This window comes from Microbacterium sp. SORGH_AS_0428 (genome assembly GCF_031453615.1).
GTDB lineage: Bacteria > Actinomycetota > Actinomycetes > Actinomycetales > Microbacteriaceae > Microbacterium.
The window spans coordinates 3,081,267-3,104,890 of the sequence record NZ_JAVIZT010000001.1; the positions used below are offsets into that span (position 1 = coordinate 3,081,267).

25 protein-coding genes and 1 tRNA gene are annotated in these 23,624 nt (G+C 68.3%); 11 read left to right on the forward strand and 15 right to left on the reverse strand.

Features of this window, described 5'->3' with window-relative positions; translation table 11 throughout:
• The first annotated feature begins 20 nt into the window (after positions 1-20).
• The 4 genes from QE374_RS14960 (at position 21) to QE374_RS14975 (ending at position 3,504) form a co-directional block, all read left to right on the forward strand.
• Entirely contained in the window at positions 21-554 is a 534-nt protein-coding gene (locus QE374_RS14960) for a DUF501 domain-containing protein (RefSeq protein WP_309736153.1), read from the forward strand.
• A complete protein-coding gene (locus QE374_RS14965) occupies positions 551-1,855 on the forward strand; it encodes a S8 family serine peptidase (RefSeq protein WP_309736154.1) in 1,305 nt (434 codons plus the stop codon). Before QE374_RS14960 ends, QE374_RS14965 begins: the two co-directional genes overlap by 4 nt.
• A gap of 35 nt (positions 1,856-1,890) precedes the next feature.
• Complete coding sequence (locus tag QE374_RS14970) at positions 1,891-3,339, forward strand: FAD-dependent oxidoreductase (RefSeq protein WP_309736728.1); 1,449 nt, start codon at positions 1,891-1,893, stop codon at positions 3,337-3,339.
• 92 nt (positions 3,340-3,431) lie between these two features.
• Positions 3,432-3,504: transfer RNA gene (locus QE374_RS14975), tRNA-Leu, on the forward strand.
• A gap of 164 nt (positions 3,505-3,668) precedes the next feature.
• On the opposite strand, the gene QE374_RS14980 is transcribed toward QE374_RS14975, so the two are convergent.
• Genes QE374_RS14980 through QE374_RS14995 form a run of 4 tightly spaced genes read right to left on the reverse strand, consistent with a single transcriptional unit; the run spans position 3,669 to position 6,572 of the window.
• On the reverse strand, positions 3,669-4,001 hold the full coding sequence (locus QE374_RS14980) for a hypothetical protein (protein ID WP_309736156.1): 333 nt from the start codon (positions 3,999-4,001) through the stop codon (positions 3,669-3,671).
• Complete coding sequence (locus tag QE374_RS14985; protein WP_309736158.1) at positions 3,998-4,708, reverse strand: hypothetical protein; 711 nt, start codon at positions 4,706-4,708, stop codon at positions 3,998-4,000. The genes QE374_RS14980 and QE374_RS14985 overlap by 4 nt, the downstream gene beginning before the upstream one ends.
• Positions 4,705-5,673: a ParB/RepB/Spo0J family partition protein gene (locus tag QE374_RS14990; RefSeq protein ID WP_309736161.1), complete on the reverse strand. Its 969-nt coding sequence runs from the start codon at positions 5,671-5,673 to the stop codon at positions 4,705-4,707. Before QE374_RS14990 ends, QE374_RS14985 begins: the two co-directional genes overlap by 4 nt.
• Positions 5,670-6,572 carry a Dam family site-specific DNA-(adenine-N6)-methyltransferase gene (locus tag QE374_RS14995; protein ID WP_309736163.1) on the reverse strand — a complete coding sequence of 301 codons (903 nt, stop codon included), beginning with the start codon at positions 6,570-6,572 and terminating at the stop codon, positions 5,670-5,672. The genes QE374_RS14990 and QE374_RS14995 overlap by 4 nt, the downstream gene beginning before the upstream one ends.
• 254 nt (positions 6,573-6,826) lie before the next feature.
• Here QE374_RS14995 and QE374_RS15000 point away from each other — a divergent pair, with 254 nt between their 5' ends.
• Together QE374_RS15000 and QE374_RS15005 are read left to right on the forward strand one after the other, a co-directional pair.
• Complete coding sequence (locus QE374_RS15000; RefSeq protein WP_309736164.1) at positions 6,827-8,002, forward strand: low temperature requirement protein A; 1,176 nt, start codon at positions 6,827-6,829, stop codon at positions 8,000-8,002.
• A gap of 97 nt (positions 8,003-8,099) precedes the next feature.
• Positions 8,100-8,669: a LemA family protein gene (locus QE374_RS15005; protein WP_309736166.1), complete on the forward strand. Its 570-nt coding sequence runs from the start codon at positions 8,100-8,102 to the stop codon at positions 8,667-8,669.
• A gap of 3 nt (positions 8,670-8,672) precedes the next feature.
• Here QE374_RS15005 and QE374_RS15010 read toward each other — a convergent pair whose 3' ends face one another.
• Positions 8,673-9,935 carry a DNA glycosylase AlkZ-like family protein gene (locus QE374_RS15010; protein WP_309736168.1) on the reverse strand — a complete coding sequence of 421 codons (1,263 nt, stop codon included), beginning with the start codon at positions 9,933-9,935 and terminating at the stop codon, positions 8,673-8,675.
• Between the two features lie 42 nt (positions 9,936-9,977).
• Here QE374_RS15010 and QE374_RS15015 point away from each other — a divergent pair, with 42 nt between their 5' ends.
• Positions 9,978-11,168: an AI-2E family transporter gene (locus QE374_RS15015; RefSeq protein ID WP_309736170.1), complete on the forward strand. Its 1,191-nt coding sequence runs from the start codon at positions 9,978-9,980 to the stop codon at positions 11,166-11,168.
• Positions 11,165-12,391 carry a threonine ammonia-lyase gene (gene ilvA / locus QE374_RS15020; protein ID WP_309736172.1) on the forward strand — a complete coding sequence of 409 codons (1,227 nt, stop codon included), beginning with the start codon at positions 11,165-11,167 and terminating at the stop codon, positions 12,389-12,391. The genes QE374_RS15015 and ilvA overlap by 4 nt, the downstream gene beginning before the upstream one ends.
• A gap of 15 nt (positions 12,392-12,406) precedes the next feature.
• On the opposite strand, the gene greA is transcribed toward ilvA, so the two are convergent.
• Both greA and QE374_RS15030 read right to left on the reverse strand, forming a co-directional pair.
• Positions 12,407-12,898, reverse strand: coding sequence for a transcription elongation factor GreA (greA, locus tag QE374_RS15025; protein ID WP_137417496.1), 492 nt, complete (start codon positions 12,896-12,898; stop codon positions 12,407-12,409).
• Between the two features lie 96 nt (positions 12,899-12,994).
• Positions 12,995-13,390 carry a DUF4307 domain-containing protein gene (locus QE374_RS15030; RefSeq protein WP_309736176.1) on the reverse strand — a complete coding sequence of 132 codons (396 nt, stop codon included), beginning with the start codon at positions 13,388-13,390 and terminating at the stop codon, positions 12,995-12,997.
• Positions 13,391-13,456: 66 nt separating this feature from the next.
• Here QE374_RS15030 and QE374_RS15035 point away from each other — a divergent pair, with 66 nt between their 5' ends.
• Positions 13,457-13,741: a hypothetical protein gene (locus QE374_RS15035; RefSeq protein WP_309736177.1), complete on the forward strand. Its 285-nt coding sequence runs from the start codon at positions 13,457-13,459 to the stop codon at positions 13,739-13,741.
• 3 nt (positions 13,742-13,744) lie between these two features.
• Here QE374_RS15035 and QE374_RS15040 read toward each other — a convergent pair whose 3' ends face one another.
• Positions 13,745-14,455, reverse strand: coding sequence for a hemolysin III family protein (locus QE374_RS15040; protein ID WP_309736179.1), 711 nt, complete (start codon positions 14,453-14,455; stop codon positions 13,745-13,747).
• 100 nt (positions 14,456-14,555) lie between these two features.
• Between QE374_RS15040 and QE374_RS15045 the strand changes: the two genes are divergently transcribed.
• Together QE374_RS15045 and QE374_RS15050 are read left to right on the forward strand one after the other, a co-directional pair.
• A complete protein-coding gene (locus tag QE374_RS15045) occupies positions 14,556-15,341 on the forward strand; it encodes an isoprenyl transferase (protein ID WP_309736182.1) in 786 nt (261 codons plus the stop codon).
• A 186-nt stretch (positions 15,342-15,527) separates the two neighbouring features.
• Positions 15,528-16,883 (forward strand): PhoH family protein, encoded by a 1,356-nt coding sequence (locus QE374_RS15050; protein WP_309736184.1) that lies wholly within the window; start codon positions 15,528-15,530, stop codon positions 16,881-16,883.
• Between the two features lie 300 nt (positions 16,884-17,183).
• Here QE374_RS15050 and QE374_RS15055 read toward each other — a convergent pair whose 3' ends face one another.
• The 7 genes from QE374_RS15055 to xseA form a co-directional block, all read right to left on the reverse strand.
• Entirely contained in the window at positions 17,184-17,840 is a 657-nt protein-coding gene (locus QE374_RS15055) for a response regulator transcription factor (protein ID WP_137417490.1), read from the reverse strand.
• Complete coding sequence (locus QE374_RS15060; RefSeq protein WP_309736187.1) at positions 17,837-18,748, reverse strand: HAMP domain-containing sensor histidine kinase; 912 nt, start codon at positions 18,746-18,748, stop codon at positions 17,837-17,839. Before QE374_RS15060 ends, QE374_RS15055 begins: the two co-directional genes overlap by 4 nt.
• A gap of 574 nt (positions 18,749-19,322) precedes the next feature.
• Positions 19,323-20,717: a class II fumarate hydratase gene (locus tag QE374_RS15065; protein ID WP_309736188.1), complete on the reverse strand. Its 1,395-nt coding sequence runs from the start codon at positions 20,715-20,717 to the stop codon at positions 19,323-19,325.
• Positions 20,718-20,753: 36 nt separating this feature from the next.
• Positions 20,754-21,362, reverse strand: a complete 609-nt coding sequence (locus QE374_RS15070) for a carbonic anhydrase (protein WP_309736730.1) — start codon at positions 21,360-21,362, stop codon at positions 20,754-20,756.
• A 38-nt stretch (positions 21,363-21,400) separates the two neighbouring features.
• Entirely contained in the window at positions 21,401-22,039 is a 639-nt protein-coding gene (locus QE374_RS15075; RefSeq protein ID WP_309736190.1) for a DUF4245 domain-containing protein, read from the reverse strand.
• Positions 22,039-22,269 (reverse strand): exodeoxyribonuclease VII small subunit, encoded by a 231-nt coding sequence (locus tag QE374_RS15080; protein ID WP_373459535.1) that lies wholly within the window; start codon positions 22,267-22,269, stop codon positions 22,039-22,041. The genes QE374_RS15075 and QE374_RS15080 overlap by 1 nt, the downstream gene beginning before the upstream one ends.
• Before the next feature lie 10 nt (positions 22,270-22,279).
• A complete protein-coding gene (xseA, locus tag QE374_RS15085) occupies positions 22,280-23,572 on the reverse strand; it encodes an exodeoxyribonuclease VII large subunit (RefSeq protein ID WP_309736193.1) in 1,293 nt (430 codons plus the stop codon).
• Positions 23,573-23,624: the final 52 nt, after the last annotated feature.

The following is a 23,624-nucleotide window of genomic DNA, read 5'->3' on the forward strand; positions in this document are numbered from 1 at the left end:
GGTCACGGTAACCTGGGAGGGTGAGTTCCGCGCCTTTCCCCCCGGTCACCGACGCCGAGCTCGCGGTGCTCCGCTCCCAGCTGGGGCGCCCGGCGCGCGATGTCGTCGGGATCGCCGCGCGCTGTGTGTGCGGCAATCCGACCGTGGTCGCCACCGCGCCGCGACTGGCCGACGGCACGCCGTTTCCCACCTTCTACTACCTCACGCATCCCGCCGCCACCGCGGCGATGTCGACGCTCGAGGCCGAGCACGTCATGCCCGAGTTCGCCGCGATGCTGGAGGACGAAGACACCGCCGCCGCGTATCAGGCGGCGCACGAGGCGTACCTGGCCGACCGCGAGAGCTTCGGCGAGGTGCCCGAGATCGCCGGTATCTCGGCCGGGGGCATGCCCACCCGGGTGAAGTGCCTGCACGCCCTCGCCGGCCACGCCCTGGCGGCCGGCCCCGGCGTCAACCCGATCGGCGATGCCGCGCTGGAGCGCAGCACCTGGTCGCCGACTCGCTGCGTGTGCGCCGACCCCGGCGCGGCGCTCGCCGAGGGCACCCCGGGGTGAGAGCGCTCGCCCTGCGGGTCGCTGCCGCGCTGGTTCTCGTCGCGCTGACGGCGGGTGTCGCGCCCGCAGCCTATGCGCAGACGACGCCGGCGCCGGTGCCGCAGGAGAGCCCGGGCGTCGACCCGATGCGCGCGCAGGAGTACTGGCTCGACGCGTACGGCATCCGCAAGGCGTGGGACACCACGCGCGGCAAGGGCGTGAAGATCGCGATCATCGACACGGGCATCGGCAAGGCGCCCGAGTTCGACGGCGCGGTCGTCGGCGGAACGGATGTATCGGGTCTCGGCACGGCCGACGGTCGCACACCGGTGGGCGCGGTCGACGCGAACCACGGCAGCTGGGTGGCGTCGCTGGCCGCATCCCGCGGGCTGCCGAACGAGACGGGCATGATCGGGGTCGCGCCGGAGGCGTCGCTGCTGTCGGTGTCGGTCGGGTTCGGCACGAGCTCTCCGGTGCCGTTCTCCGAGCAGATCGCCAACGCGATGCGGTGGTCGGTCGACAACGGCGCGAAGGTCATCAACCTGTCGTTCACGACGAACACCCTCGACTGGGATCCGAGCTGGGACGACGCGTTCCAGTACGCCTTCGAGCACGACGTGGTCGTGATCGTGGCGGCGGGCAACCGCGGTTCGGGCACGGCGCGCGTGGGTGCGCCGGCGACCATTCCCGGCGTGCTGCCGGTCGCGGGCGTGGACCCGCAGGGCAAGGCGAGTGTGGAGGCGTCGACGCAGGGCATCACGCTGGGCGTCTCGGCTCCCAGCGAGCAACTGCTCGGTGTCTCGGCCGACGGCCAGGTGGTCGTGTGGAAGGGCACGAGCGGTGCGGCGCCGATCGTGGCGGGCATCGCCGCGCTGGTTCGGGCGGCGCATCCGGAGCTGGATGCGGCGAACGTGATCGAGCGGCTGATCGCGACGGCGAAGGCGCCCGCCGGGGTGGGCTCGCTGCCGGACGACCAGTACGGGTATGGCCTGGTGGATGCGGCTGCGGCGGTGTCCGCATCCGTTCCGCAGGTGTCGGCGAACCCGATGGGCGACCTGTCGGAGTGGATCCGCGTGCACCGCCGGGCGGAGGAGTCTCCGGCGCCGTTGCCGACGGTGGGGGAGGTGTCGGTGCCGCCGCTGCCGCCCGCCGAGGCGGGTTCGCGTCCGGCGTCTCCGCTGCTGCCCAGCATGGATACGCTTTTGTACGGATCGATACCGTTATTGGTGTTCTCGGTGGCCGCTATACTGATAGCGCTCGGCGTCAGTGCTGCTGTCCGTCGCATCCGATTGGCGCGTGTCGAACGCGCGCGCAGCCGTTGAATCGTCTAGGAGTTCGTTCCACCGTGACCAGCACCGTGCCCAGGATCCTCATTGTCGGCGGCGGCTACGCCGGCTTCTACACCGCCTGGAAGCTTGAGAAGCATCTGCGCAAGGGCGAAGCCGAGGTCACCATGGTCGACCCGCTTCCCTACATGACGTACCAGCCGTTCCTGCCCGAGGTCGCCGCGGGCGAGATCGAGCCGCGGCACGCGGTGGTGGGTCACCGTCGTCACCTGAAGCGCACGCGTGTCGTGGCCGCGAAGGTGACCGGCATCGACCACGCGAACAAGGTCGCCACGATCACGCCCGAGCTGGGTGAGCCGTGGCAGGAGGAGTACGACCAGATCGTCGTGACCGCCGGTGCCGTCTCGCGCACGTTCCCGATCCCGGGCATCGCCGAGAACGCGATCGGTCTGAAGACGATCGAGGAGGCCGTCGCGATCCGCGACCGCCTGATCAAGAACTTCGAGCTGGCGTCGAACCTGCCGGCCGGCCCCGAGCGCGACCGCCTGCTGAGCGTGGTCGTCGTCGGTGGCGGTTTCGCGGGTATCGAGGTGTTCGCCGAGCTGCGCGCCCTGGCGTCGTCGCTCGTGAAGGACTACCCGACGCTGACGTTCGACGACACGCACTTCCACCTCATCGAGGCGATGGGGCGCATCATGCCCGAGGTGTCGCAGAAGACGAGCGAGTGGGTGCTGAAGAGCCTCGCCGAGCGCGGTGCGTTCGTGCACCTCGACACGCAGGTCAAGGGCGCCGTCGACGGCAACGTCGAGCTCTCGACCGGTGAGGTCATCCCCACCGACCTGATCGTGTGGACCGCCGGTGTCATGGCCAACCCGACCGTCGTGCGCGGGGGAGACCTGCCCGTCGAAGAGCGCGGCCGCATCCGTGCGCGCGCCGACCTCCGCGTGGGTACGCCGGAGGAGATCGTCGAGGGCGCGTGGGCTGCCGGTGACGTCGCGGCTGTTCCCGACCTGTCGGGTGGCGGCGTGGGCGGCTACTGCGTGCCGAACGCGCAGCACGCCGTGCGTCAGGCCAAGCTCATGGCCAAGAACATCACCGCCGTGATCCGTGGCGAGTTGCCGCGCGAGTACGTGCACAAGAACCTCGGCGCCGTCGCGGGCCTGGGTCTGTACAACGGTGTGTTCCAGTCGGGCAAGTTCGCGATGAAGGGCTTCTTCGCCTGGCTCGCGCACCGCGGTTACCACGGTCTGGCGATGCCGTCGTGGGAGCGCAAGTGGCGCGTGATCGGCGACTGGCTGCACAACTTCTTCCTGGGTCGCGACAACGTCACGCTCATCACGGTGCAGAACCCGCGCGAGACGTTCGAGGCCTTCGCCGCGCGTCCGCGTCCGGCCGCTGCCGAGGCTCCGGCCGAGAAGCCCGCCACCCCCGCGATCGATCCGAAGAGCGTCGCGAAGGATGAGGGTGCTGCCGCCGTGGCTCCCGCCGAGAAGGACAAGAAGGTCGCCGCGAAGGGCTGACCCTCTCTGCTTGGACGCTGCCCCCGTCGCTTCGGTGACGGGGGCAGCGTCATGCATGGCCAGTGCCCGGCGGCGCGCTAGCGTGGAGGCGGGCCCCCATAGCCCAACGGCAGAGGCAGGCGACTTAAAATCGCTTCAGTCTGGGTTCGAGTCCCAGTGGGGGCACTGGGACACGTCTCTCCGAACTCGCAGCAAGTATCACGCTGACGATCGACTTTGGCTGCGACACCTAAGGTGGAAACGGACACTCACTCCGTGCAATCTCTTAGGTGCGCCAGGCTAGCGAGCACCCAGCACCGTTAGCGTTCGGAGTGGAGCATTTCGACGGCTCAAACGACGACAAGAGCAGCACCCATGGCGATGCCTGCGACCGCCACGATGGAACCGGCAATGATTGAACGAACATCGCCGGTTGTTGCGGCGTCTCTCCTGGCTCGCGCCACGACTGTCTTGGTCGTGGTGGCGATGATTCGGCCGTTCTCGTCTACTCGACGAGCAACGTCCGCCACGTAAAGCCCTGCCCCGAAGGCGACGAGCAACACCCAGGACTCGACCTCAGCAGGATCAGTCGCGACACGAGAGCCAACGACACCTATTGCAATCGAACACGCGACAAGCAGGTATCGGTGCATGGAGGCCACTGCTGCGGCGATCCTTCTCACGACGTTTCCGTGGATTCGGGCCCTGCCTCAACGAGGGCCTCAACGTCCGCGATGTCCGCTGCAGACGACCGTGGGCCCAATGCATCTATTCTTCGGGACATTTCAGCGCCCCAATCATCATTCGCCCTATACCAGGCATCAAACTGAGAGACATAGCGATCGCCTGCGCCTTCATCCATCCCGGCGATGATGGTCGCGGCCTGCGAGTATCGCGCGTCTAGGTCAACACGACGTAACTCAACACGCCGCTCCATGTTGCGACGGAGGGCGGTCACGCGCGCCTCCCGAGCCTCTTCCATCGATCTCGGCGCCGTCGCGCGGTAGTCAAGAACGACCTCGAAAACGCCGTCCTCAGTGAGTCGAAGCACGCCGGCTCCAGCATCCCGGCAGGAATCGATGAAGGTCCCCGATGCCTCGGTGACCACGATGTACAGATCGCCTGCCGCGATAGCGTGGGACGCTCGGGCCAGGTTGGCGATCCATTTCGGAATCGCCAGGTCGGGGGTCGAACGCAGGTAATAGAAGGTTCGGCGGCCATTTGCATCTAGACTCTGGAGATCGCCCAGTATCGAGCCAACCATCTTCAGACCTGCAGGAACGGCGACTCGCACGGGCTCGGGGACGAGTGTGAATCCAGCCTGGTCGATCGCAATTTCTGCCGCGACCCGCATGTCCGTCTTCGTCGGATCTTCATAGGCTGTGTTCATGACCGGCTCCCCAGCAAGTCAGTCAGGACAGAATGCAGAACTCTCAGCTTGTCGAATAGTGCGGGTGAAACGGGCCCGGAATCGCCAACGTTCGACAGATCGTCCGCCAGAACCTCGGCCTTCTTTATGAGAGTCTGCTGGCGGTATCCTTCGGCAGCGAAGTTGTCGAAGACTTCCTGCGGGGTGACCGATACGTCTGAGACGAGTTCATCAAGCGCGTACTCGATCATGTCGGAGTCGATTGAGTCAGACTCGATCGCTTTGGACAGTCGGGCGAGCAATCGGAAATCTGTGACGGCCCGAAGAGTGCGCGCTTCCGCCTTCGCTGCGAACGCGCGTATGACTTCCGCTCGTGTGTGCTTAGCGGCGAAGGAGGGGACAGCCGCTCGCAACACTGATTCAGCGGCTTCAATCTCCAGATAGAGATCCTCGCGATGTACCTGGAGTGACCGGTCGAGATGGGCTTCCCTGCGGATCAGGTCGATCTCGTTCTCGGGAAGAGACAATAGACGTCTTGCTCGGCGCACTGACGATCTCGTCACGCCAGTCATTTCGGCGAGTCTCTTCTCGCCTGTCTCGCCGGAGATCTTCATCACCTCACGAAGCGAGAGCGCGACGCTGATCAACGGCCAGTCTTCGCGCACGTTGTGAATGTTGAACATCCGCAACAAGTTGTCCAGTGGATCCGGGGTAGGGATGACATTCGTGGGCACCTTTGTGAGCCCAATATCCATGGAGCATCGCCAGCGACGCTCTCCGTCCATCAGGACGAAGCCGCCAGGAGTCTCCGGGTCCTGGTAGACGATCAGAGGAACGAGAATCCCAACTTCCTGGATGGAAGTCCGGAGTAGATCGAGCCGTTCTTCGTTAAAGTAGCGGCGCGGGTTGTCAGGATTGGCGCGAATCAGAATTGGGTCGACTTCAGCCTGGTAGCTGGACGCGAGGAGATCCGGTGGCTGTGTCATGACACTAGGGCACTCTCTGCTACGGGGCGCCGGCGAGTCTTGTCCGAGGAGAGTAGACTTCGTCGAACGAGTGGATGCTCGCGAAAGTTGGGATAAAGATCCCGTATATCGGTGTTGAATGCATTTGTCACCACCACATGTGCCCCGGCGCGGCGCAGTTCCTCCGCTCGCGCAGCCAGACGCACCTGGTCATCCCATGTGAAGAGCTTTTCGTTGTAGTCGACAAATGATTCGCGGCGTTTGCTCGACGCGTAAGGGGGGTCGAGGAAGACAAAGTCTCCCTCTCCAGCGCTCCCCAGCGCTTGCTCGAAATCACCGTGTTGCATCAGTACGTTTGATCCCGCCAGCAATTGTGATGCGGCTCGCAGGTTATTTGGATCAAGGTGGTTTCCAGACCGCGGCTTTCCATAGGGTACGTTGAACTCGCCCTTGGCGTTTACTCGGTAGAGTCCATTCCAGGCCGCCCTATTGAGGTACAAAAACCTCGCCGCGCGTTGCACTGCCCCGGTCGGACTCGTGCGGCGCACTTCGTAGTAAAGTTCCTTGTCGAGAACATCCATCGGAGCGAGAGCGGCATAAACCTCGCTCGAATAATCGCGCACCGTCTTGTACATTTCGATGAGTGGAACGCAGGAGTCATTGATTACTGCATGGTTCGGCCTCAAAAGAAAGAAGAGTGAGCCCGCACCAAAAAACGGCTCGAAGTACGTTCTGTACCTGGTTGGGAAATGAGGAGTGAGCTGAGAGAGCAGGCGCTGTTTCGATCCGGCCCACCTGACGAACGGGCGAGGCGTCGCGCTAAGGATAGCCGCAGCTCTCTCTTCGACGTCCATTCGATCGATGTGCGACCAGTGGATCGACTCGCGAGTGGTCGTGTGCACTAGGTTCGAGTCGGTCATCGTTCCCTGCATATGTCCCCCCTGACTTCCGTGAGCATATCGTCAGGAACATGACGAAGGCCAATTGTGCCAGCATGTCTCGTCGGTCGAGGGAGCGGGGTGAGCAACGGCGCCCGGCTGTTGTGGGGCAACTTCCGAACGATGCGTTGTCTTGTGCAACTCCCGCTGAGCAGCGCCAATGCGGAAACTGACGATGGCCTCCGGTATGAGCTGCGTGAGCAGCATTCTCATCACACATCAGCCACAATCGACTCATGATCGCAACCACCCGGGCGGGACTGCGCCGGATGCGGGCGCTCGATCCGCGTTCGCCGCACCGGGTGGCGAGTCCGCTCGAGTTGCTGTTCGACCTCGTCTTCGTGGTCGCGGTCTCGCAGGCATCCAGCACGCTGCATCACCTCATCAGCGAGGGGGAGGCCGCCCACGGGCTCCTCTCCTACGCGATGGTGTTCTTCGCGGTGTGGTGGGCGTGGATGAACTTCACCTGGTTCGCCTCCGCGTTCGACACCGACGACTGGCTGTACCGCGTCATGACCATCGCGCAGATGGGCGGCGTGCTCGTGCTCGCCGCGGGCGTGCAGCAGGCGATGGTGCACGACGACTTCCTCATCGTCACCATCGGCTACGTCATCATGCGCCTCTCGATGGTCGCGCAGTGGCTGCGCGCCGCGATCTCGGATGCGGCATCCCGCCCCACTGCGCTCCGCTTCGCCGTCGGGGTCGCCGGCGTGCAGGTGCTCTGGGTCGCCCGCCTCGCCCTGCCCGAGGGCGCGCCCCAACTCGTCGGATTCTGGGTGCTCGTGGTCCTCGAGCTCGCCGTGCCGGTATGGGCGGAGCATCGGCGTCGCACCCAGTGGCACCCGCACCACATCGCCGAACGCTACGGCCTGTTCACCCTCATCCTGCTGGGTGAGAGCCTGCTCGCGAGCGCCAACGCGATGATCGACGCGCTCAGCACGGGGGAGCACACCGCCCAACTCATCGGTCTCGCCGCAGCCGGCGTTGTCATCACCGCATCCATCTGGTGGATCTACTTCGCCCGCGAACAGGCCGCCCGCCTGCGCAGCACCTCCGACGGCTTCGTCTTCGGCTACCTGCACTACTTCCTCTTCGCCGCCGTCGGCGCCGTCTCCTCCGGCGTCGAGGTCGAGATCGACCACGTCACCGGCGCCACCGAGATCACCGGCGCCGCGGCGGGCCTCGCGCTCACCCTGCCGCTCGCGCTCTTCCTCCTCGCCACCTGGGCCGTGCTGCTGCGCGGCACCGTGCGGCGGACCATCTGGTGGGCGATCCTCGTCGGCATCGCCCTCGTCGCCGCATCCGGACTCCTGCCGGTCGGCGAGTTCATCGCCGCCGCGGCCGTGATGGTCGGGGTCGTCGCTCTGCTCGAGGTCGACGCCTCCCGAAAGCCCGTCACCCAGCCGAGCTGATGCCGGGGGTGGGCATGGGCTGAGAGTCCGAGGCCCGCCCGTCATCAGCGCGGGCTGCGGCAGTAGGATTGCCCGGAGAGAACGGAGCGCTCGTCATATGTGGGAATGGCTGATCCCTGTCGCGGTCGTCGTACTGATCGTCCTGGTCGTCGGAATCTATCTGTGGGCGACGTACAACTCGCTCGTTCAACTCAACGTCCGCGTCGACGAGGCATGGAGCGACATCACGGTGCAACTCAAGCGCCGCGCCGACCTGCTCCCGGGCCTCATCGAGACCGTCAAGGGATACGCCGCCCACGAGAAGGCGGTCTTCGAGAACGTCACCCAGGCGCGAGCCGAGACCATCAACGCGCAGGGCCCCGCCGAAGCGGGCATCGCCGAAGGCCACCTGCAGCAGGCGCTCAAGTCGCTGTTCGCCGTCGCCGAGGCCTACCCGCAGCTCCAGGCCAGCCAGAACTTCCTGCACCTGCAGCAGTCGATCGTCGACACCGAAGACAAGATCCAGGCCTCGCGCCGGTTCTACAACGGCGGAGTGCGCGAGCTGAACACCAAGATCAAGGTGTTCCCGAACAACCTCTTCGCCCGCAACCTCGGCTTCCACGAGCGCGAGTTCTTCGAGGTCGTCGACGGCGCCGCGATCGCCGAGCCGCCCCGCATCCAGTTCTGAGACTCAGCCCGGCTCGTCGCCCTCCAAGGCGACGGGCTCGGGCCGTGAGTCGTGACGCTCGGCGCCCAGCACCCACGCGATCTCGTCCGTCGCATCGCCCCAGCGCGAGACGCTGATCGTCTCCAGCTGCTGCCACGCCGCCGCATCCCGCAGCAGATCGGCGACCCGCTCCACATCGCCCGGCAGGCGCGAGGGCTCCCACCACGCAGACTGCACCCGCAGCACGGATGCGGCACGATCCGCCTTCAGATCGATCCGCGCCGCCACCCGGTCGCCGATCACCACCGGCAGCGAATAGTAGCCGAACCGCCGCTGCGGCGCGGGCGTGTAGATCTCGATCCGGTACGAGAAGTCGAACAGCCGCTCCGCGCGATCGCGGAACCACACCACCGGATCGAACGGCGTGAGCAGCGCCGCCGCATCAATCGTGCGGGGGAGCGTCGCATCGCGATGCACCCACGCCGGCGCCGGACGCCCCGCCCGCGTCCACCCCTCGACCTGCACCGGCTGCAGCTCACCCGCATCCACCAGCTCGTCGATCGCCCGCAGCGTCGCGCGCTGATCGCCCAGCCGCCAGTAGTCGTCGAGATCGCGCGCCGTCGCCACGCCGTACGCGCGCGCCGCACGGCGCACCAGCTCGCGCACCGCGTCGTGTTTCGGCGTCTCGACCCCGGCGACGGATGCGGGCAGCACCTGCTCGGCCAGCCCGTACACCCGCTCGAACCCGCGGCGCCCGGCGATCGCCACCTCGCCGGTGAACCACAGCAGCTCGAGCGCGCTCTTCACGACGCTCCAGTCCCACCACGGCCCCCGCGGCGCACGCGACGCGTCGTCTTCGATCTGGGCCGGCCGCAGCGGCCCCCGCGCAGCCAGCTCGCCGCGCACCCACTCGAGCGTCGCGGCGTCGATGCCGCGCCAGCCCTTGGCCTCGTGCCGTGCGCGATAGTGCTGCATCCGGAATGCGAACAGAGGCCAGTCCGCCGCGTCGATGAAGGATGCCTGGTGCGCCCAGTACTCCACGAACGGCGCGCGACGCTGGAACAGCAGTCGGTCGAGCTTCGCCGGGTCGTACGGCCCGAGCCGCGAGAACAGCGGCATGTAGTGCGACCGCGCGAACACGTTGACCGAGTCGATCTGCAGCACCGACATCCGGCGGATTTCGCGCCGCAGATGCACACCCGTCACCTCGGCCGGGCGCGGCGCCCCCAGACCCTGCGCGCGCAGGGCGATACGACGGGCTTCGGACCGGCTCAATCTGGCACGCACCGCGTCAGCGTAGCGTCAGCCTCCGACAACTAGACTGGCGTGATGACCGAGCCCGACGAGAAGCCTCGCGGATCGTTCTTCGACGCCCTGCGTCAGCGCACCGTCAGCTCCGACACCACGCACAGCGTGCCGCGCGGCGTCCGCATCGCCGCCGCGTACTCGTGGCGTTTCCTGCTGATCGCGGCTGCCCTGGGCGTGGCGATCTGGATCATCATCCAGCTGAAGCTGCTGGTCATCCCGCTGCTGATCGCCATCCTCATCGCCGCCCTCGTGTGGCCGGCGTTCACGTGGATGCTGCGTCACCGCTGGCCGCGCTGGCTCGCGATCGTCGCCTCGGTGCTCGGCACCGCCGCCATCGTCGGTGGCCTGTTCTGGCTGGCGATCTGGCAGATCACCCGCGAATGGGGATCGGTGCGCGACCGCACCGTCGGTGCGATCGAAGACCTCCGCACCTACCTCATCGACGGTCCGCTGCACCTCACCGCCGACCAGATCGACGGGATGCTGCGCCAGGGACTCGGCATGCTCGAACAGCAGGCGTCGCTCCTGTGGTCGGGCGCGCTCGCCATCGGTTCGACCGTCGGCCACGTCGCCACGGGCCTCCTGCTGACGATCTTCATCCTGCTGTGCGTGCTCGCCGACGGCGGCGGCATCTGGAAGTGGGTCATCCGGCTTTTCCCGAAAGCCGCCCGCCCCGCTGTCGACGGCGCCGGCAAGTCGGGCTGGCTGACCGTCGTCACCTACGCCCGGACCCAGCTGCTCGTCGCCACGATCGACGCGATCGGCATCGGCCTCGGCGCCTTCCTGCTGGGAGTCCCCCTGGCGATCCCGGTCGGCGTGCTCGTCTTCCTCGGCGCGTTCATCCCCTTCGTCGGAGCCGTCGTCACCGGTGCCCTCGCGGTGTTCCTGGCCCTGGTCTACAACGGGCCGTGGATCGCGCTGTGGATGCTGGTGGTCGTGCTCGGCGTGCAGCAGATCGAAGGCCACATCCTGCAGCCCATCCTCATGGGTACCGCCGTCAAAGTGCACCCGCTCGCTGTCGTGCTCGTGGTCGCCGGCGGCGCCATGATCGCCGGCATCCCGGGCGCCCTGTTCGCCGTGCCGCTGGCCGCCTTCGTCAACGTCTTCGTCCTCTACCTCTCCCGCCGCGCGTGGGAGACCGGTAGGCCACCCGAACCGGACGAACTCATCTGGAGCACAGTGCCCCGCGAACGAAGGAGAATGACCCGGTGAGTCTTCCCACACTGGCCGACTTCGAGGATGCGGCCCGCACCCTCACCGGCCTGATCACCCGCACGCCCATGGACGAGTCGCAGGTGCTCAGCGAGATCGTGGGCGCCCCGGTGATCCTCAAGATGGAGAACCTCCAGCGCACCGGCTCGTTCAAGATCCGCGGCGCGATCTACCGGCTCTCCCGCCTCACCGGGGAGGAGCGCGCCCGCGGTGTCGTCGCCGCATCCGCCGGCAACCACGCCCAGGGCGTCGCGCTCGCGGCGCAGCGCCTCGGCATCCCCGCGACGATCTTCATGCCGCTGGGCGTCCCCGTGCCGAAGCTGCTGGCCACCCGCGGCTACGGCGCCGAGGTCATCCTCGAGGGCGACACGGTCGAGACACCGCTGCGCCTGGCGGCCGAGTTCGCCGAGCGCACCGGCGCTGTGCTCATCCACCCGTTCGACCACCGCGACGTGGTGGTGGGCCAGGGAACCCTCGGTCTCGAGATCTACGACGACCTCCCGACCGTCGACACCGTCGTGCTCGGCATCGGGGGAGGCGGCCTCACCGCCGGCGCCGCTGCGGCCATCAAGGCCCGCGCCGAGGTCGACGGGCGCACCGTGCGGATCATCGGCGTGCAGGCGGCCAACTCGGCCGCGTACCCGGCATCCCTCGCCGCGGGCGAGCCTCTGGAGGTCGCCACGACGCCCACGATCGCCGACGGCATCGCGGTCGCCCGCCCCGGCGACGTGCCCTTCGAGATCATCCGTCAGCTGGTCGACGAGGTCGTCACGGTCAGCGAAGACGACATCGCCCGCGCGATCCTCATGCTGCTGGAGCGCGCGAAGCTCGTCGTGGAGCCCGCGGGAGCCGTGGGCGTCGCCGCCCTCATGACCGGCAAGATCTCGGCGTCCGGTCCGACCGTCGCAGTGCTCTCGGGCGGCAACATCGACCCGCTCCTGCTGCAGCGCGTGATCTCCAACGGGCTGAGCGCCGCGGGCCGCTACATGACGATGCGCATCCCGCTGCCCGATCGCCCCGGCCAGCTCGTGCAGGTGTCCGAGGTCATCGCGCGCGTCGGTGCGAATGTCACCGAGGTGCTCCACACCCGCCACGGACAGGGGCTGCAGATCAGCCAGGTGATCCTGCAGGTCAGCGTCGAGACGCGGGGCGTCGAGCACCGCGCCGAAGTGATCGCAGCGCTGGAGGCAGCGGGGTTCGCGCCGGTCGTCGTCGCCGACTGACCGGCGCGTCCGCGCTCACTGGCCCGTGTAGGTCTCGACCTTCACGACCTCGACCGCGATCTCGCGGCCGTTGGGGGCGGTGTACGAGGTCTTCTCACCCTCGCGCAGGCCCAGGATGGCGGCGCCCAGCGGCGACGCCTCGCTGTAGACGTCGAGCTCGCTGCCCGCCGCGATCTCGCGGTTGCCCAGCAGGAACACCTCTTCGCCACCGGCGACGATCGCGGTCACCACGGTGCCGGACTCGACCACACCGGTCGACTCAGGAGCCTCGCCCACCTTGGCGTTCTTCAGCATCGCCTGCAGCGTGCGGATGCGCGCCTCCTGCTTGCCCTGCTCGTCCTTCGCGGCGTGGTAACCGCCATTCTCCTTGAGATCGCCCTCTTCACGAGCCGCCTCGATCCGCTTCGCGATCTCCTCGCGGCCGGTCGTGGACAGGTGCTCGAGCTCGGCGACCAGCCGGTCGTAGGCGTCCTGAGTGAGGAAGCTCACCGTTGCGTCGGAAGACACGGTCTCTCCTTCGTCGTGAGTCGCGGCGCAAGGCACCGCAACTAAGCCAAGACGCCCCGGCGGTTGCCAGGGCGTCGTCGATCAGTTGCCGTTAGCCTACGGCACCCAGCATCCGTTGACCAATCCCGTGGTCGCCTCCGCGGTGATCGGAATCTGCTCGACGAAGGCCCGCGTGTGCTCGGAGGACGGCGGGTATTCGACGACCCGCCAGCCCACGACGCCGTGCTCCTCGTCCTGCGCCTCGAGCACGCAGGCGACCGCCGAGTTCGGCGGCACGGTGACCTGGAACGAGACGCTCGTGGTGTGCTCGTCGACCAGCTGGTAGCCCGTCGTGACCGCATCCACCGACGACGAGCTCGCCGAGAACGCATACCAGCCGGCGACGATCACGGCGGCGGCGATGCCGATCGATGCGAACACGGCCCAGAAGCGGCCGGAACGGGTACCGCGGGTGCGGCCGTAACGCTCGTCGAGCAGCTGTTGCGTCGTCATGGACCCTCGGATCGGGAATTAGGCTTGTGTCCAGGCTAAGCGCTCGCGCGCGGAACGGAGACATCCATGCACCTGGCCGTGTGGCTCGCCGAGGTGACCCCGACCCCGACGCCGACCGATGTCGACCCGCTGCTCGTGACGCCCGGACCCTGGGGCTTCGCGGCCATCGCCCTCGTGGGGCTCGCGGTGATCGTGCTGGTCTGGGACATGCTGCGCCGCATCCGCCGTGGCCGCTACCGCTCGGAGATCCGCGAGCAGCTGGATGCCGAGGAGCTGGCCGCGAAGCAGGGGGATGCCGCCGAGCGCGACTCCGAGACCGACGACGAGGACATCGACCCGGCGCAGCGCTGACGCTCAGCCGTTGTAGGCGGGGGCGAGGCAGATGAGCAGGCACGCCGCCCAGTGGCAGAGGAACGCCAGCACGGTGCACACGTGGAAGATCTCGTGGAACCCGAACTTTCCGGGCCACGGGTTGGGACGCTTGAGCGCGTAGACGACGGCGCCGCCGGTGTAGAGCAGGCCGCCCACGATGACGAGCACCATCATCGCGACGTTCGCATTCAGCAGGTCGACGATGTACATGACCGCCGCCCAGCCGAGCAGGATGTACAGCGCCACGTACAGCCACCGCGGTGCGTGGATCCAGAACACCCGGAAGAGGATGCCGAGGATCGCGCCGCCCCACACGAGGCTCAGCAGCAGCACGGACTTCTCGGGTGGAAGCGCCAGCACCGCGAGCGGCGTGTAGGTGCCGGCGATCAGCAGCAGGATGTTGGCGTGGTCGATCCGCTTCAGGACCACCTTCGTGCGCGGCTTCCAGTCGAAGCGGTGATAGAGCGCCGAGTTGCCGAACAGCAGCAGGGAGGTGGTCATGAACACGGCCGCCGACCACTTGGCCGCGGGGCCGTGCGCAAGCACGATCAGGACGATGCCGGCGGCGATCGCGACCGGGAAGGTGCCCGCGTGGATCCAGCCGCGCCACGTCGGCCGGATCTCCGTGTTGGCGTCCTTCTCGGCGGCGTCGATCAGCGGCAGCGAGGGCACGTCGGGAACGCCGGAGCTCATGGGGACAAGGCTAATCGGGTTGATATGCCCGTGACCGCACGTAGCCATAGCGTTGGCTGAATGCGCGTGTCTCCTGCCGTGCTGGCGGTAGCGTAGGGGAGTGACCAGCGGTCGGGAGAGTGAGGGGCGGGGGCCCCTCTACCGTCTCTACAGCAACCGTCTGCGCCGGCAGATCCCGCCCGCATCCGTTCCCCGCCACGTCGCGATGATGATCGACGGCAACCGGCGCTGGGCGCGGCAGCTGGGCTACGACTCCGCGGCGCACGGTCACCGCGCGGGTGCCGCGAAGATGCGCGAGTTCCTCCGCTGGTGCGACGAGCTCGGCGTCAAGGTCGTCTCGCTCTACCTGCTGTCGATCGACAACCTCACCAAGCGGGACTCGAAGGAACTGGCCGATCTCATCGAGATCATCGCCGAACTCGCCGACGAGCTCTCGCACGAGCGCGACTGGCGCGTGCAGCACGTGGGCCGGGCCGCCCCTCTGCCGCAGGAGCTCGCTCGCGTGCTGGCAGATGTGCAGGCGCGCACGGCGGGCAACACCGGCATGCACGTCAACCTCGCCGTCGGCTACGGCGGCCGCGGCGAGATCGTGGATGCGGTGCGCAGCATCATCACGCAGTACGACCACACCGGCGGCTCGCTCGAGGAGCTCGCCGAGAGCCTCACACCCGAGCAGATCGGCGAGCACCTCTACACGGGCGGTCAGCCCGACCCGGACCTCGTCATCCGCACCTCGGGAGAGCAGCGCCTCAGCGACTTCCTGCTCTGGCAGTCCGCCCACAGCGAGTTCTACTTCGTGGAGGCGCTCGGGCCCGACCTTCGCGAGGTCGATCTGCTGCGCGCCATCCGCGACTACGCGCGCCGCGACCGCCGCTTCGGCAAGTGAGCGTCGCGAGCTCGTTCACGAACTCTTAACGCGACACGCGCAGATTTCGGCCCCACGGATCCCGCTGAGGTCGTACGGTCATCACAACGGGCACGGCGCCCGTTCGGGTCGGCCCCAGGAAGCGACTCGCTACCCACCGGTCGACTCGAGAGACCCCGGGCCATGGGCCCGGAAGGGGAGTGGGTTGTGACCACACGAGCACCACACCAGCAGCAGCGGGCGACCGTCCAGCAGAGCGCAGATCAGGAAACTGACCTGCGCTCTTATGTTTTGGACACCTCGGTGCTTCTGAGCGATCCCCGAGCGTACTTCCGCTTCGCGGAGCACTCGGTCGTGATCCCCGTCGTCGTCATCACCGAACTGGAGGCCAAGAGACATGATCCGGAGCTGGGCTACTTCGCGCGCCAGGCGCTGCGGCACCTCGACGAGCTTCGCGTCGAGCACGGTCGCCTCGACTTCCCCGTCCCCGTCGGCGCCGGCGGATCGCTCCGCGTCGAACTGACCAACACCGACCCGTCGGTGCTGCCGAGCGGGATGCGCCTGGGCGACAACGACACCCGCATCCTCGCCGTCGCCATGCACCTGCAGCAGGAGGGCCACGACGTCACGGTCGTCTCCAAGGACCTCCCGATGCGCGTCAAAGCCGCCTCCCTCGGCATCCTTGCGGAGGAGTACCTCGCCGAGCAGGCCGCGGACTCGGGCTGGACCGGGATCGCCGACATCAGCGTCTCGGGCGACGAGATGAGCGACCTCTATGAGAGCGACGTCGCCTCAAGCGACGACGTACGCGGTCTTCCCGTCAACACAGGCCTCATCGTGCACTCCGAGCGCGGTTCCGCCCTCGGGCGGGTGACCGGAGACGGCGAGTTCCGGCTCGTCCGAGGCGATCGCGACGTGTTCGGGCTGCACGGTCGCTCCGCGGAGCAGCGCATCGCGATCGACCTGCTGTCGGACCCGGATGTGGGCATCGTCTCGCTCGGCGGACGCGCCGGCACAGGCAAGTCGGCGCTCGCCCTCTGCGCGGCGCTCGAAGCGGTGCTGGAGCGTCAGCAGCAGCGCAAGATCATCGTGTTCCGCCCGCTGTTCGCCGTCGGCGGCCAGGAGCTCGGCTACCTGCCCGGTGACGCGCAGGAGAAGATGAACCCCTGGGGCCAGGCGGTCTTCGACACGCTCGGCTCGGTCGTGAGTTCGAACGTGCTGGAAGAGGTCGTCGCCCGCGGCATCCTCGAGGTGCTGCCGCTGACCCACATCCGGGGTCGCTCGCTGCACGACGCCTTCGTGATCGTGGATGAGGCGCAGTCGCTCGAGCGCAACGTGCTGCTGACGGTGCTGAGCCGCATCGGTCAGAACTCCCGCGTCGTTCTCACCCACGACGTCGCTCAGCGCGACAACCTGCGGGTGGGACGCCACGACGGCATCGCCTCGGTCATCGAGACGCTCAAGGGGCACGGGCTGTTCGGGCACGTCACCCTGACGCGCTCGGAACGCTCCGCGATCGCGGCCCTCGTGACCGATCTGCTGGAGGCCGGGGAGCTCTCGTGAGGGCGTATGAGAGCTTTCTCACCCAATCCTCCTTGTGCTCTCACGGCAGCAGCGGATGATGGACAACACGGATGACGCGACATTGTCATTCACCGCTGGAATGAGTTCCCCCAGACTCTGACGGCGAAGAAAAACTGGAGAAGCAATCCGCCACCGATTCCCCCCGGTGAGGTGGCGGGCATCACGGGTTCGGGTCCCGTGGTCTCTCTGTGGCCCCCGGCGTCCCCCAGCGCCGGGGGCCTTCTCCATGCCCGGGCGCGCGAGATCACCGGCCGTCGGGCCGGTGCGGATGCGGGGCGTTCACTCCCAGCGGTAGCCGGCGCCGCGCACGGTGACGATGCGCTCGTGGCCGAACTTGGCGCGCAGGTAGCGCACGTACACGTCGACGACATTGGAGCCCGGGTCGAAGTCGAGCCCCCAGACGCGGCTCAGCAGCTGCTCGCGGCTGAGCACCTGACCGGGGTGACGCAGGAACTGCTCGGCCAGGGCGAACTCCCGCGCCGACAGATCGATCTCGCGGCCCTCGACGCTCGCGCGCCGCGAGAGCACGTCGAGGATGACATCGCCGTGGACGATCGCGATGCTGCCGGTCGCGACGTTCTCACGCAGGCGCGAGCGCACGCGTGCGAGGAGCTCGTCGAACTTGAACGGCTTCGGCACGTAGTCGTTCGCGCCGGCGTTGAGACCGTCGACCGTGTCACGCGTGCTGCTGCGGGCGGTCAGCATGATGACCGGCAGGTGCGAGCCCTGGCCGCGCAGGTGGCGGAGCACTTCGAACCCGTCCATGCCGGGCAGCCCCACATCCAGCAGTAGGAGGTCGATCTCGCCCGAGAGCGCACGCTCGAGAGCGTCGTCACCGTCCTCGACCACCTCGGTGGCGAATCCCGCGGACTCCAGTCCCCGCTTCACGAAGGCGGAGATGCGGGGTTCATCCTCCGCGATCAGGATCAAGGTCATGTGGTTGCCTCTCGCTGCAGAACGACGTCGCCGGCGCGCACGGGCGTCGGGACCAGAGTGGACGGATGGCCGCTGGTCGGCACGCGCACCGTGAAGGTGGCGCCGCCGCCGGGAGTGTCGGTCACGTCGACGGAGCCGCCGTGGGCCTGCGCGATCGCCTCGACGATGGCAAGACCCAGGCCCGATCCCTCGACGGAGCGGTTCGCGTCGACGCGGGCGAACCGCTGGAAGATACGGCGCCTGGCCGCGGGCGGAATGCCCGCACCGTGATCGCGGACCCACAGCCGTGCCTCGCCGTCCACGACGTCGCTGCCGACCTCGATGGGGCTTCCGGCCGGCGTGTATTTCGCGGCGTTGTCGGCGAGCTGCAGCCAGGCCTGGGTGAGCCGGTCGGCATCCGCGACGACCACGCCGCGCGCGCTCCGGGCAAGGGAGAAGGGGTGGCCGGAGATAGCTGAGACGAGCTCGCCGACGCGCTCGGTCAGCGTTCCCAGATCGACGGGGCGCATCTCGAACTGATCGCCCTGCGCCGAGGAGAGCAGATCGATGTCGTCGACGAGACGCGTCATCCGGTCGAGCTCGGAGATCCCCATGTCGCGGATGCCGATGACATCCTCGCGATCGTCGACGTTCATCATCTCGAGGTGGCCGCGCACGATCGTGATGGGTGTCTTCAGCTCGTGCCGGATGTCGTCGAGCAACTGGCGTTGGCTGCTGACGGAGGCCTCGAGGCGGTCGAGCATGGAGTTCATGGTGCGGGAGAGGTCGGCGATCTCGTGGTCGCCCTCCTCGGGCACGCGCGTGCCCAGATCGTCGAGCGTGACCGCATCCGCCGCTTCGCGCAGCTGCCGGAGCGGGGAGAGAAGCCGGCCGGTGAAGAACCAGCTCGCGAAACCGAGCGCGGCCACCTGACGACCACCGCGGCGATGACGTAGGTCATGATCGACGCCTGGAACGGCGCCATCTCGGCCTCCATGTCGACGCCGCGCAGGTAGATGCCCGTCTCGCCGCCGATCTGCACCGGCAGCGCCACGTAGCGCACCTCGCCCTGCCCGGTCGCCACGGTGCCCAGCACGATGTCGTTGCCGGTGACCGCCTTCGTCGCCGCCGCGATGACGGCGGGGTCCTCGATCGCGTGGAAGAGGTTTCCCGCCGAAGGGGACACGACGATCTCACCGTCGACGACGCCGACGACGCCTTCGGTCTGCGAGGGCAGGAAGCCGGTCACAGTGCGCGTGAGGTAGATGCCGGGCGACGGCGCATCGCCCACGGGCCGCAGAGCCTGCACCTTCTCGATCAGACGGTCGTCCACGTCGTCGACGAGACGCGCCCGCTGGATCCAGAAGGAGACCCCGCCCGCGACGATCAGCCCGACGCACGCCACAAGGAGGATCGCCCCCAGAGTCTTCACGCGCGCCGAGAGCATTCTCGGCGTCTGCTTCACCTTCCGATTATGTCCCGTCGGGCGGTTTCGCGTGTAGCTCAGCCCGGGTGCGTCATGGAGAGCAGATCGAGCTTCTCGTCGAGCTGCGCCTCGGTGAGCTCGCCCCGCTCGACGTAGCCGAGGGCGATGACGGCCTCGCGGACCGTGATGCCTTCGGCGACCGCGTGCTTGGCGATCTTGGCTGCGGCCTCATAACCGATGAGCTTGTTCAGCGGGGTGACGATCGAGGGCGACATGCCGGCGTAGGCCGCTGCGCGCTCGCGATTGGCCTCGAGGCCGCGGATCGTCTTGTCGGCCAGCACGCGCACCGAGTTGGCGAGCAGGCGGATCGACTCCAGCAGGGCGGTGCCCATCACGGGGATCGCGACATTCAGTTCGAACGAGCCGGAGGCGCCGGCCCACGCGATCGTGGCGTCGTTGCCGATGACCCGCGCGCACACCATGAGCGTGGCCTCGGGGACGACCGGGTTGACCTTGCCGGGCATGATCGAGGAGCCGGGCTGCAGATCGGGGATGTGCAGCTCGCCGAGACCCGTGTTCGGGCCCGAGCCCATCCAGCGCAGGTCGTTGTTGATCTTGGTGAGCGAGACCGCGATGGTGCGGAGGGCTCCGGATGCCTCGACGAGTCCGTCGCGGTTCGCCTGCGCCTCGAAGTGGTCCTTGGCCTCGGTGATCGGCAGCTCGGTCTCGGCGACGATCAGCTCGATGACCTTCTGCGGGAAGCCGAGCGGGGTGTTGATGCCGGTGCCGACCGCGGTGCCGCCCAGCGGAACCTCGGCGACCCGGGGGATCGTCGCCTGCACGCGCTCGATGCCGAGGCGGATCTGGCGTGCGTAGCCGCCGAACTCCTGGCCGAGGGTGACCGGCGTCGCATCCATGAGGTGCGTGCGGCCCGACTTGACGACGTCGCTCCAGGCCTCCGCCTTCTCCTCCAGCGCAACCGCGAGGTGGTCGAGGGCGGGGATCAGCGCGTCGATGATCTCCTGCGTCACCGCGATGTGCACGGAGGTCGGGAACACGTCGTTCGAGGACTGCGAGGCGTTGACGTGGTCGTTGGGGTGCACCGTCGAGCCGAGGTCGCGCGTCGCCAGGGTCGCGAGCACCTCGTTCATGTTCATGTTCGACGAGGTGCCGCTGCCGGTCTGGTAGACGTCGATCGGGAACTGGTCGGCGTGCTGACCGGCGATGATCTGGTCGGCGGCGCGGGCGATCGCGTCGGCGATCTGCGCGTCGAGGGTGCCGAGCTCCTTGTTCGCGAGAGCAGCGGCCTTCTTGATCCGCGCGAGCGCCACGATCTGAGCCGGCGCCAGGGCGTCGCCCGAGATCGGGAAGTTCTCGACGGCGCGCTGGGTCTGCGCGCTGTAGAGAGCGGATGCGGGAACGCGGACCTCGCCCATCGTGTCGTGTTCGATGCGGTATTCGGTCTCAGCCACGGGTGTCTCCTCTGACGGTGTGCGGACGGTAAGTGATCAGGCGGCGGACTCGGTCGCCTCGCCGACGATGAAGTCGGGCTCGGCGACGCCCTTCGCAAGGCGGTAGTTCACGCCGACGATCGCGAGCGAGCCGTCGGCCACGGCGGCGCTGATGAGCTCCGACGAGTGCAGCAGCTCGGTGACGGTGTCGCGAAGGTGCTCACGGCCGACGTGCTCGGCGTCGACCGTGGCGGCGTTGGTGCCCTCGGCGACCTGCACGCGGCGCACGGCCGGCACGATGGGCGCGACCTGACGCCAGATGCGCGGCGGCAGGGCGGGTGCGTCGGGCGAGGTGCTGTCGATGGCGGCGCGGACGGCGCCGCACTCGTCGTGGCCGAGCACGACGATGAGGGGAGTGCCGAGAACCTGGACCGCATACTCGAGGCTGCCGACGACGGAGTCGGAGATGACCTGGCCGGCATTGCGCACGACGAACAGGTCGCCCAGACCCTCGTCGAAGATGATCTCGGCGGCCAGGCGCGAGTCGGAGCAGCCGAACAGAGCCGCGCGCGGGCGCTGACCGGCGGCCAGCTCGTGGCGGCGCTCCACATCCTGCCGGGGGTGGCGCGGCGTGCCCGCGACGAAGCGCGCATTGCCCTCGAGCATCTCGGCCCAGACCTGGGCGGGGGTGGGGTGGGTCTCGGTCACGGTGTCTCCTCACGCAGCTGAAGGATGGTGTCGGTGACGGTCGTGGCCAGCTGCGCCGCGGTGTCGGGCTTGGCCGTGCCGTACACGAGGATCTGGTCGGGCCCCGCGGGGGTCGCCAGGGCATAAGAGACGCCGCCGGCGGAGCGGGCGTCGGAGATCTCGTACCGCTGCCACTCGATGCCGTCGATCGTCTCGGTGCCGGTCGGTGCGGCGCCGTTGAGCGTGCGGGCCACCCACCCCGCATCCGCGTCGAACGCCTGCGCGATGTTGATGTAGCTCTCGGCGTCGGGCACGTAGACGATGGTGAAAGCCGGGACGCTGTTGCCCTCGAGCTGCGCCTGGTTCACGCGCCAGTTCTCCGGCACATCGGGGGAGATGACGGGGCGCCCGTAGGCGTCCGCGAAGCCGTCGGCGATCTCTGCGACGTTCACGGCGGGGGCGGGCGCCGGATTGCCGCGCGGCACCGCGAAGATGATCACGATCACGACGCCGAGGGTCGCGAGCAGCGCCGCGATGAGGTTTCGGAACGTCTGGCTCGAGCGGTAGATGCGCGAGGACTCCGCCTTGCGGGCGGCGGTCTCGTCGGCGGTCTCTGGGCGGCCGAGCTCGGCGACGACGCGGGGACCTCTGGCCATCAGAGTTCGCCCTCGGCGCCGGAGCGCGCCGCATCCAGCCGGCGCTTGGCACCCAGCAGCCACTCCTCGCACCGGGCCGCGAGCGCCTCGCCGCGTTCCCACAGCGAGAGCGACTGCTCGAGGGTGGGGGAGCCCTGCTCGAGTTCGGCGACGACACGCACGAGCTCGTCGCGCGCCTGCTCGAACGACAACGACGCGATCTCGGGAGCGGTCTCCTCGGGCGCGGACATGGCTTCCATCCTAGGCGTCCGCCGCCGTCCCAGACGTCTCGGGCACCTCGCCGCCGGAGGTGGCCGCGAAGGAGCCGCGTGCGACCGTGACGGTCAGCTCGGTGCCCTCGGGCGCCTGCGCCGCATCCCGCACGATCACGCCGCCGGCGACGTGGGCGATCGCGTAGCCGCGGGCGAGCGTGGCGCCGGGTGAGAGAGCGCGCAGCGACGCGCGCAGCTCGGCCGTCTGGCGCGCGGCATGGCTGTGCGAGCGCTCGATCGTGTCGCGCCCGCGTGCCGCGAGCAGCTCGATCTCGTGCGCGCGCCGCTCGAGAAGCGCGGCGGGGTCGCGGAGCACCGGGCGCGAGCGCAACTGCTCGAGCTGCGCGATGTCGTGCGACACGCGCATGCTGAGGCGCGAGCCCAGGCGTGCCCGCAGCTGCCGCACGAGCGTGCGCTGCTCGCCCACATCCGGCACGACGCGCTTGGCGGCGTCCGTCGGCGTCGAGGCGCGGAGGTCGGCGACATCGTCGAGCAGGGGGTGGTCGTTCTCGTGGCCGATCGCCGAGACGACCGGGGTCGAAGCCGCGGCGACCGCCCGCAGCAGTCGTTCGTCGCTGAAGCCCAGCAGGTGCTGCGGGTCGCCGCCGCCGCGGGCGATGATGATCACGTCGACGTCGGGGTCGGCATCCAGCTTCTGCAGCGCGGCGATCGTCTCGGGCACGCACCGGTCGCCCTGCACCGCGGCGTACTCGGTGCGGAAGCTCACCTGCGGCCAGCGCAGCTCGGCGTTGCGGTGGACGTCTTTCTCCGCGTCCGATCGCTCACCCGTGATGAGACCGACCAGGTGCGGAAGGAAGGGGAGCGGACGCTTGCGCTCGGCCGAGAAGAGCCCCTCGGCGCGGAGGGCGGCACGCAGCTGCTCGATCGCGGCGAGCTGGTCGCCGATGCCGGTGTGCCGCATCGCGGAGACCAGGACGCTGAAATCGCCGGTGCGCACGAAGTAGTCGGACTTGACGCTCGCGACGACGCGATCGCCCACCTTCAGGTCGTCGGGCAGGCGCTGCAGCGTCGACGACCAGATGCGGAACGACACGCTCGCGTCGCCGGTCAGGTCTTTCAACCTGCCGTAGACATTGCCGCCGCGCACGTTCCACGACGTGATCTCGCCCTCGACCCACACCGAGCCCCAGGAGGAGATGAAGGCGCGGATGGTCTCGTTGAACCGGGCGACGGATGTGGGCGCCTCGCGGGTGGCGTCGCGGGGATGGACGTCATCACCGTGCGGGGCCCGCGCCGCCGCATCCGGTGCGAACCTCGTCATGCATCCTCCGTCGCTCGGCCTCTGCCCAGCACGCGCCCGTAGAATCACGGGC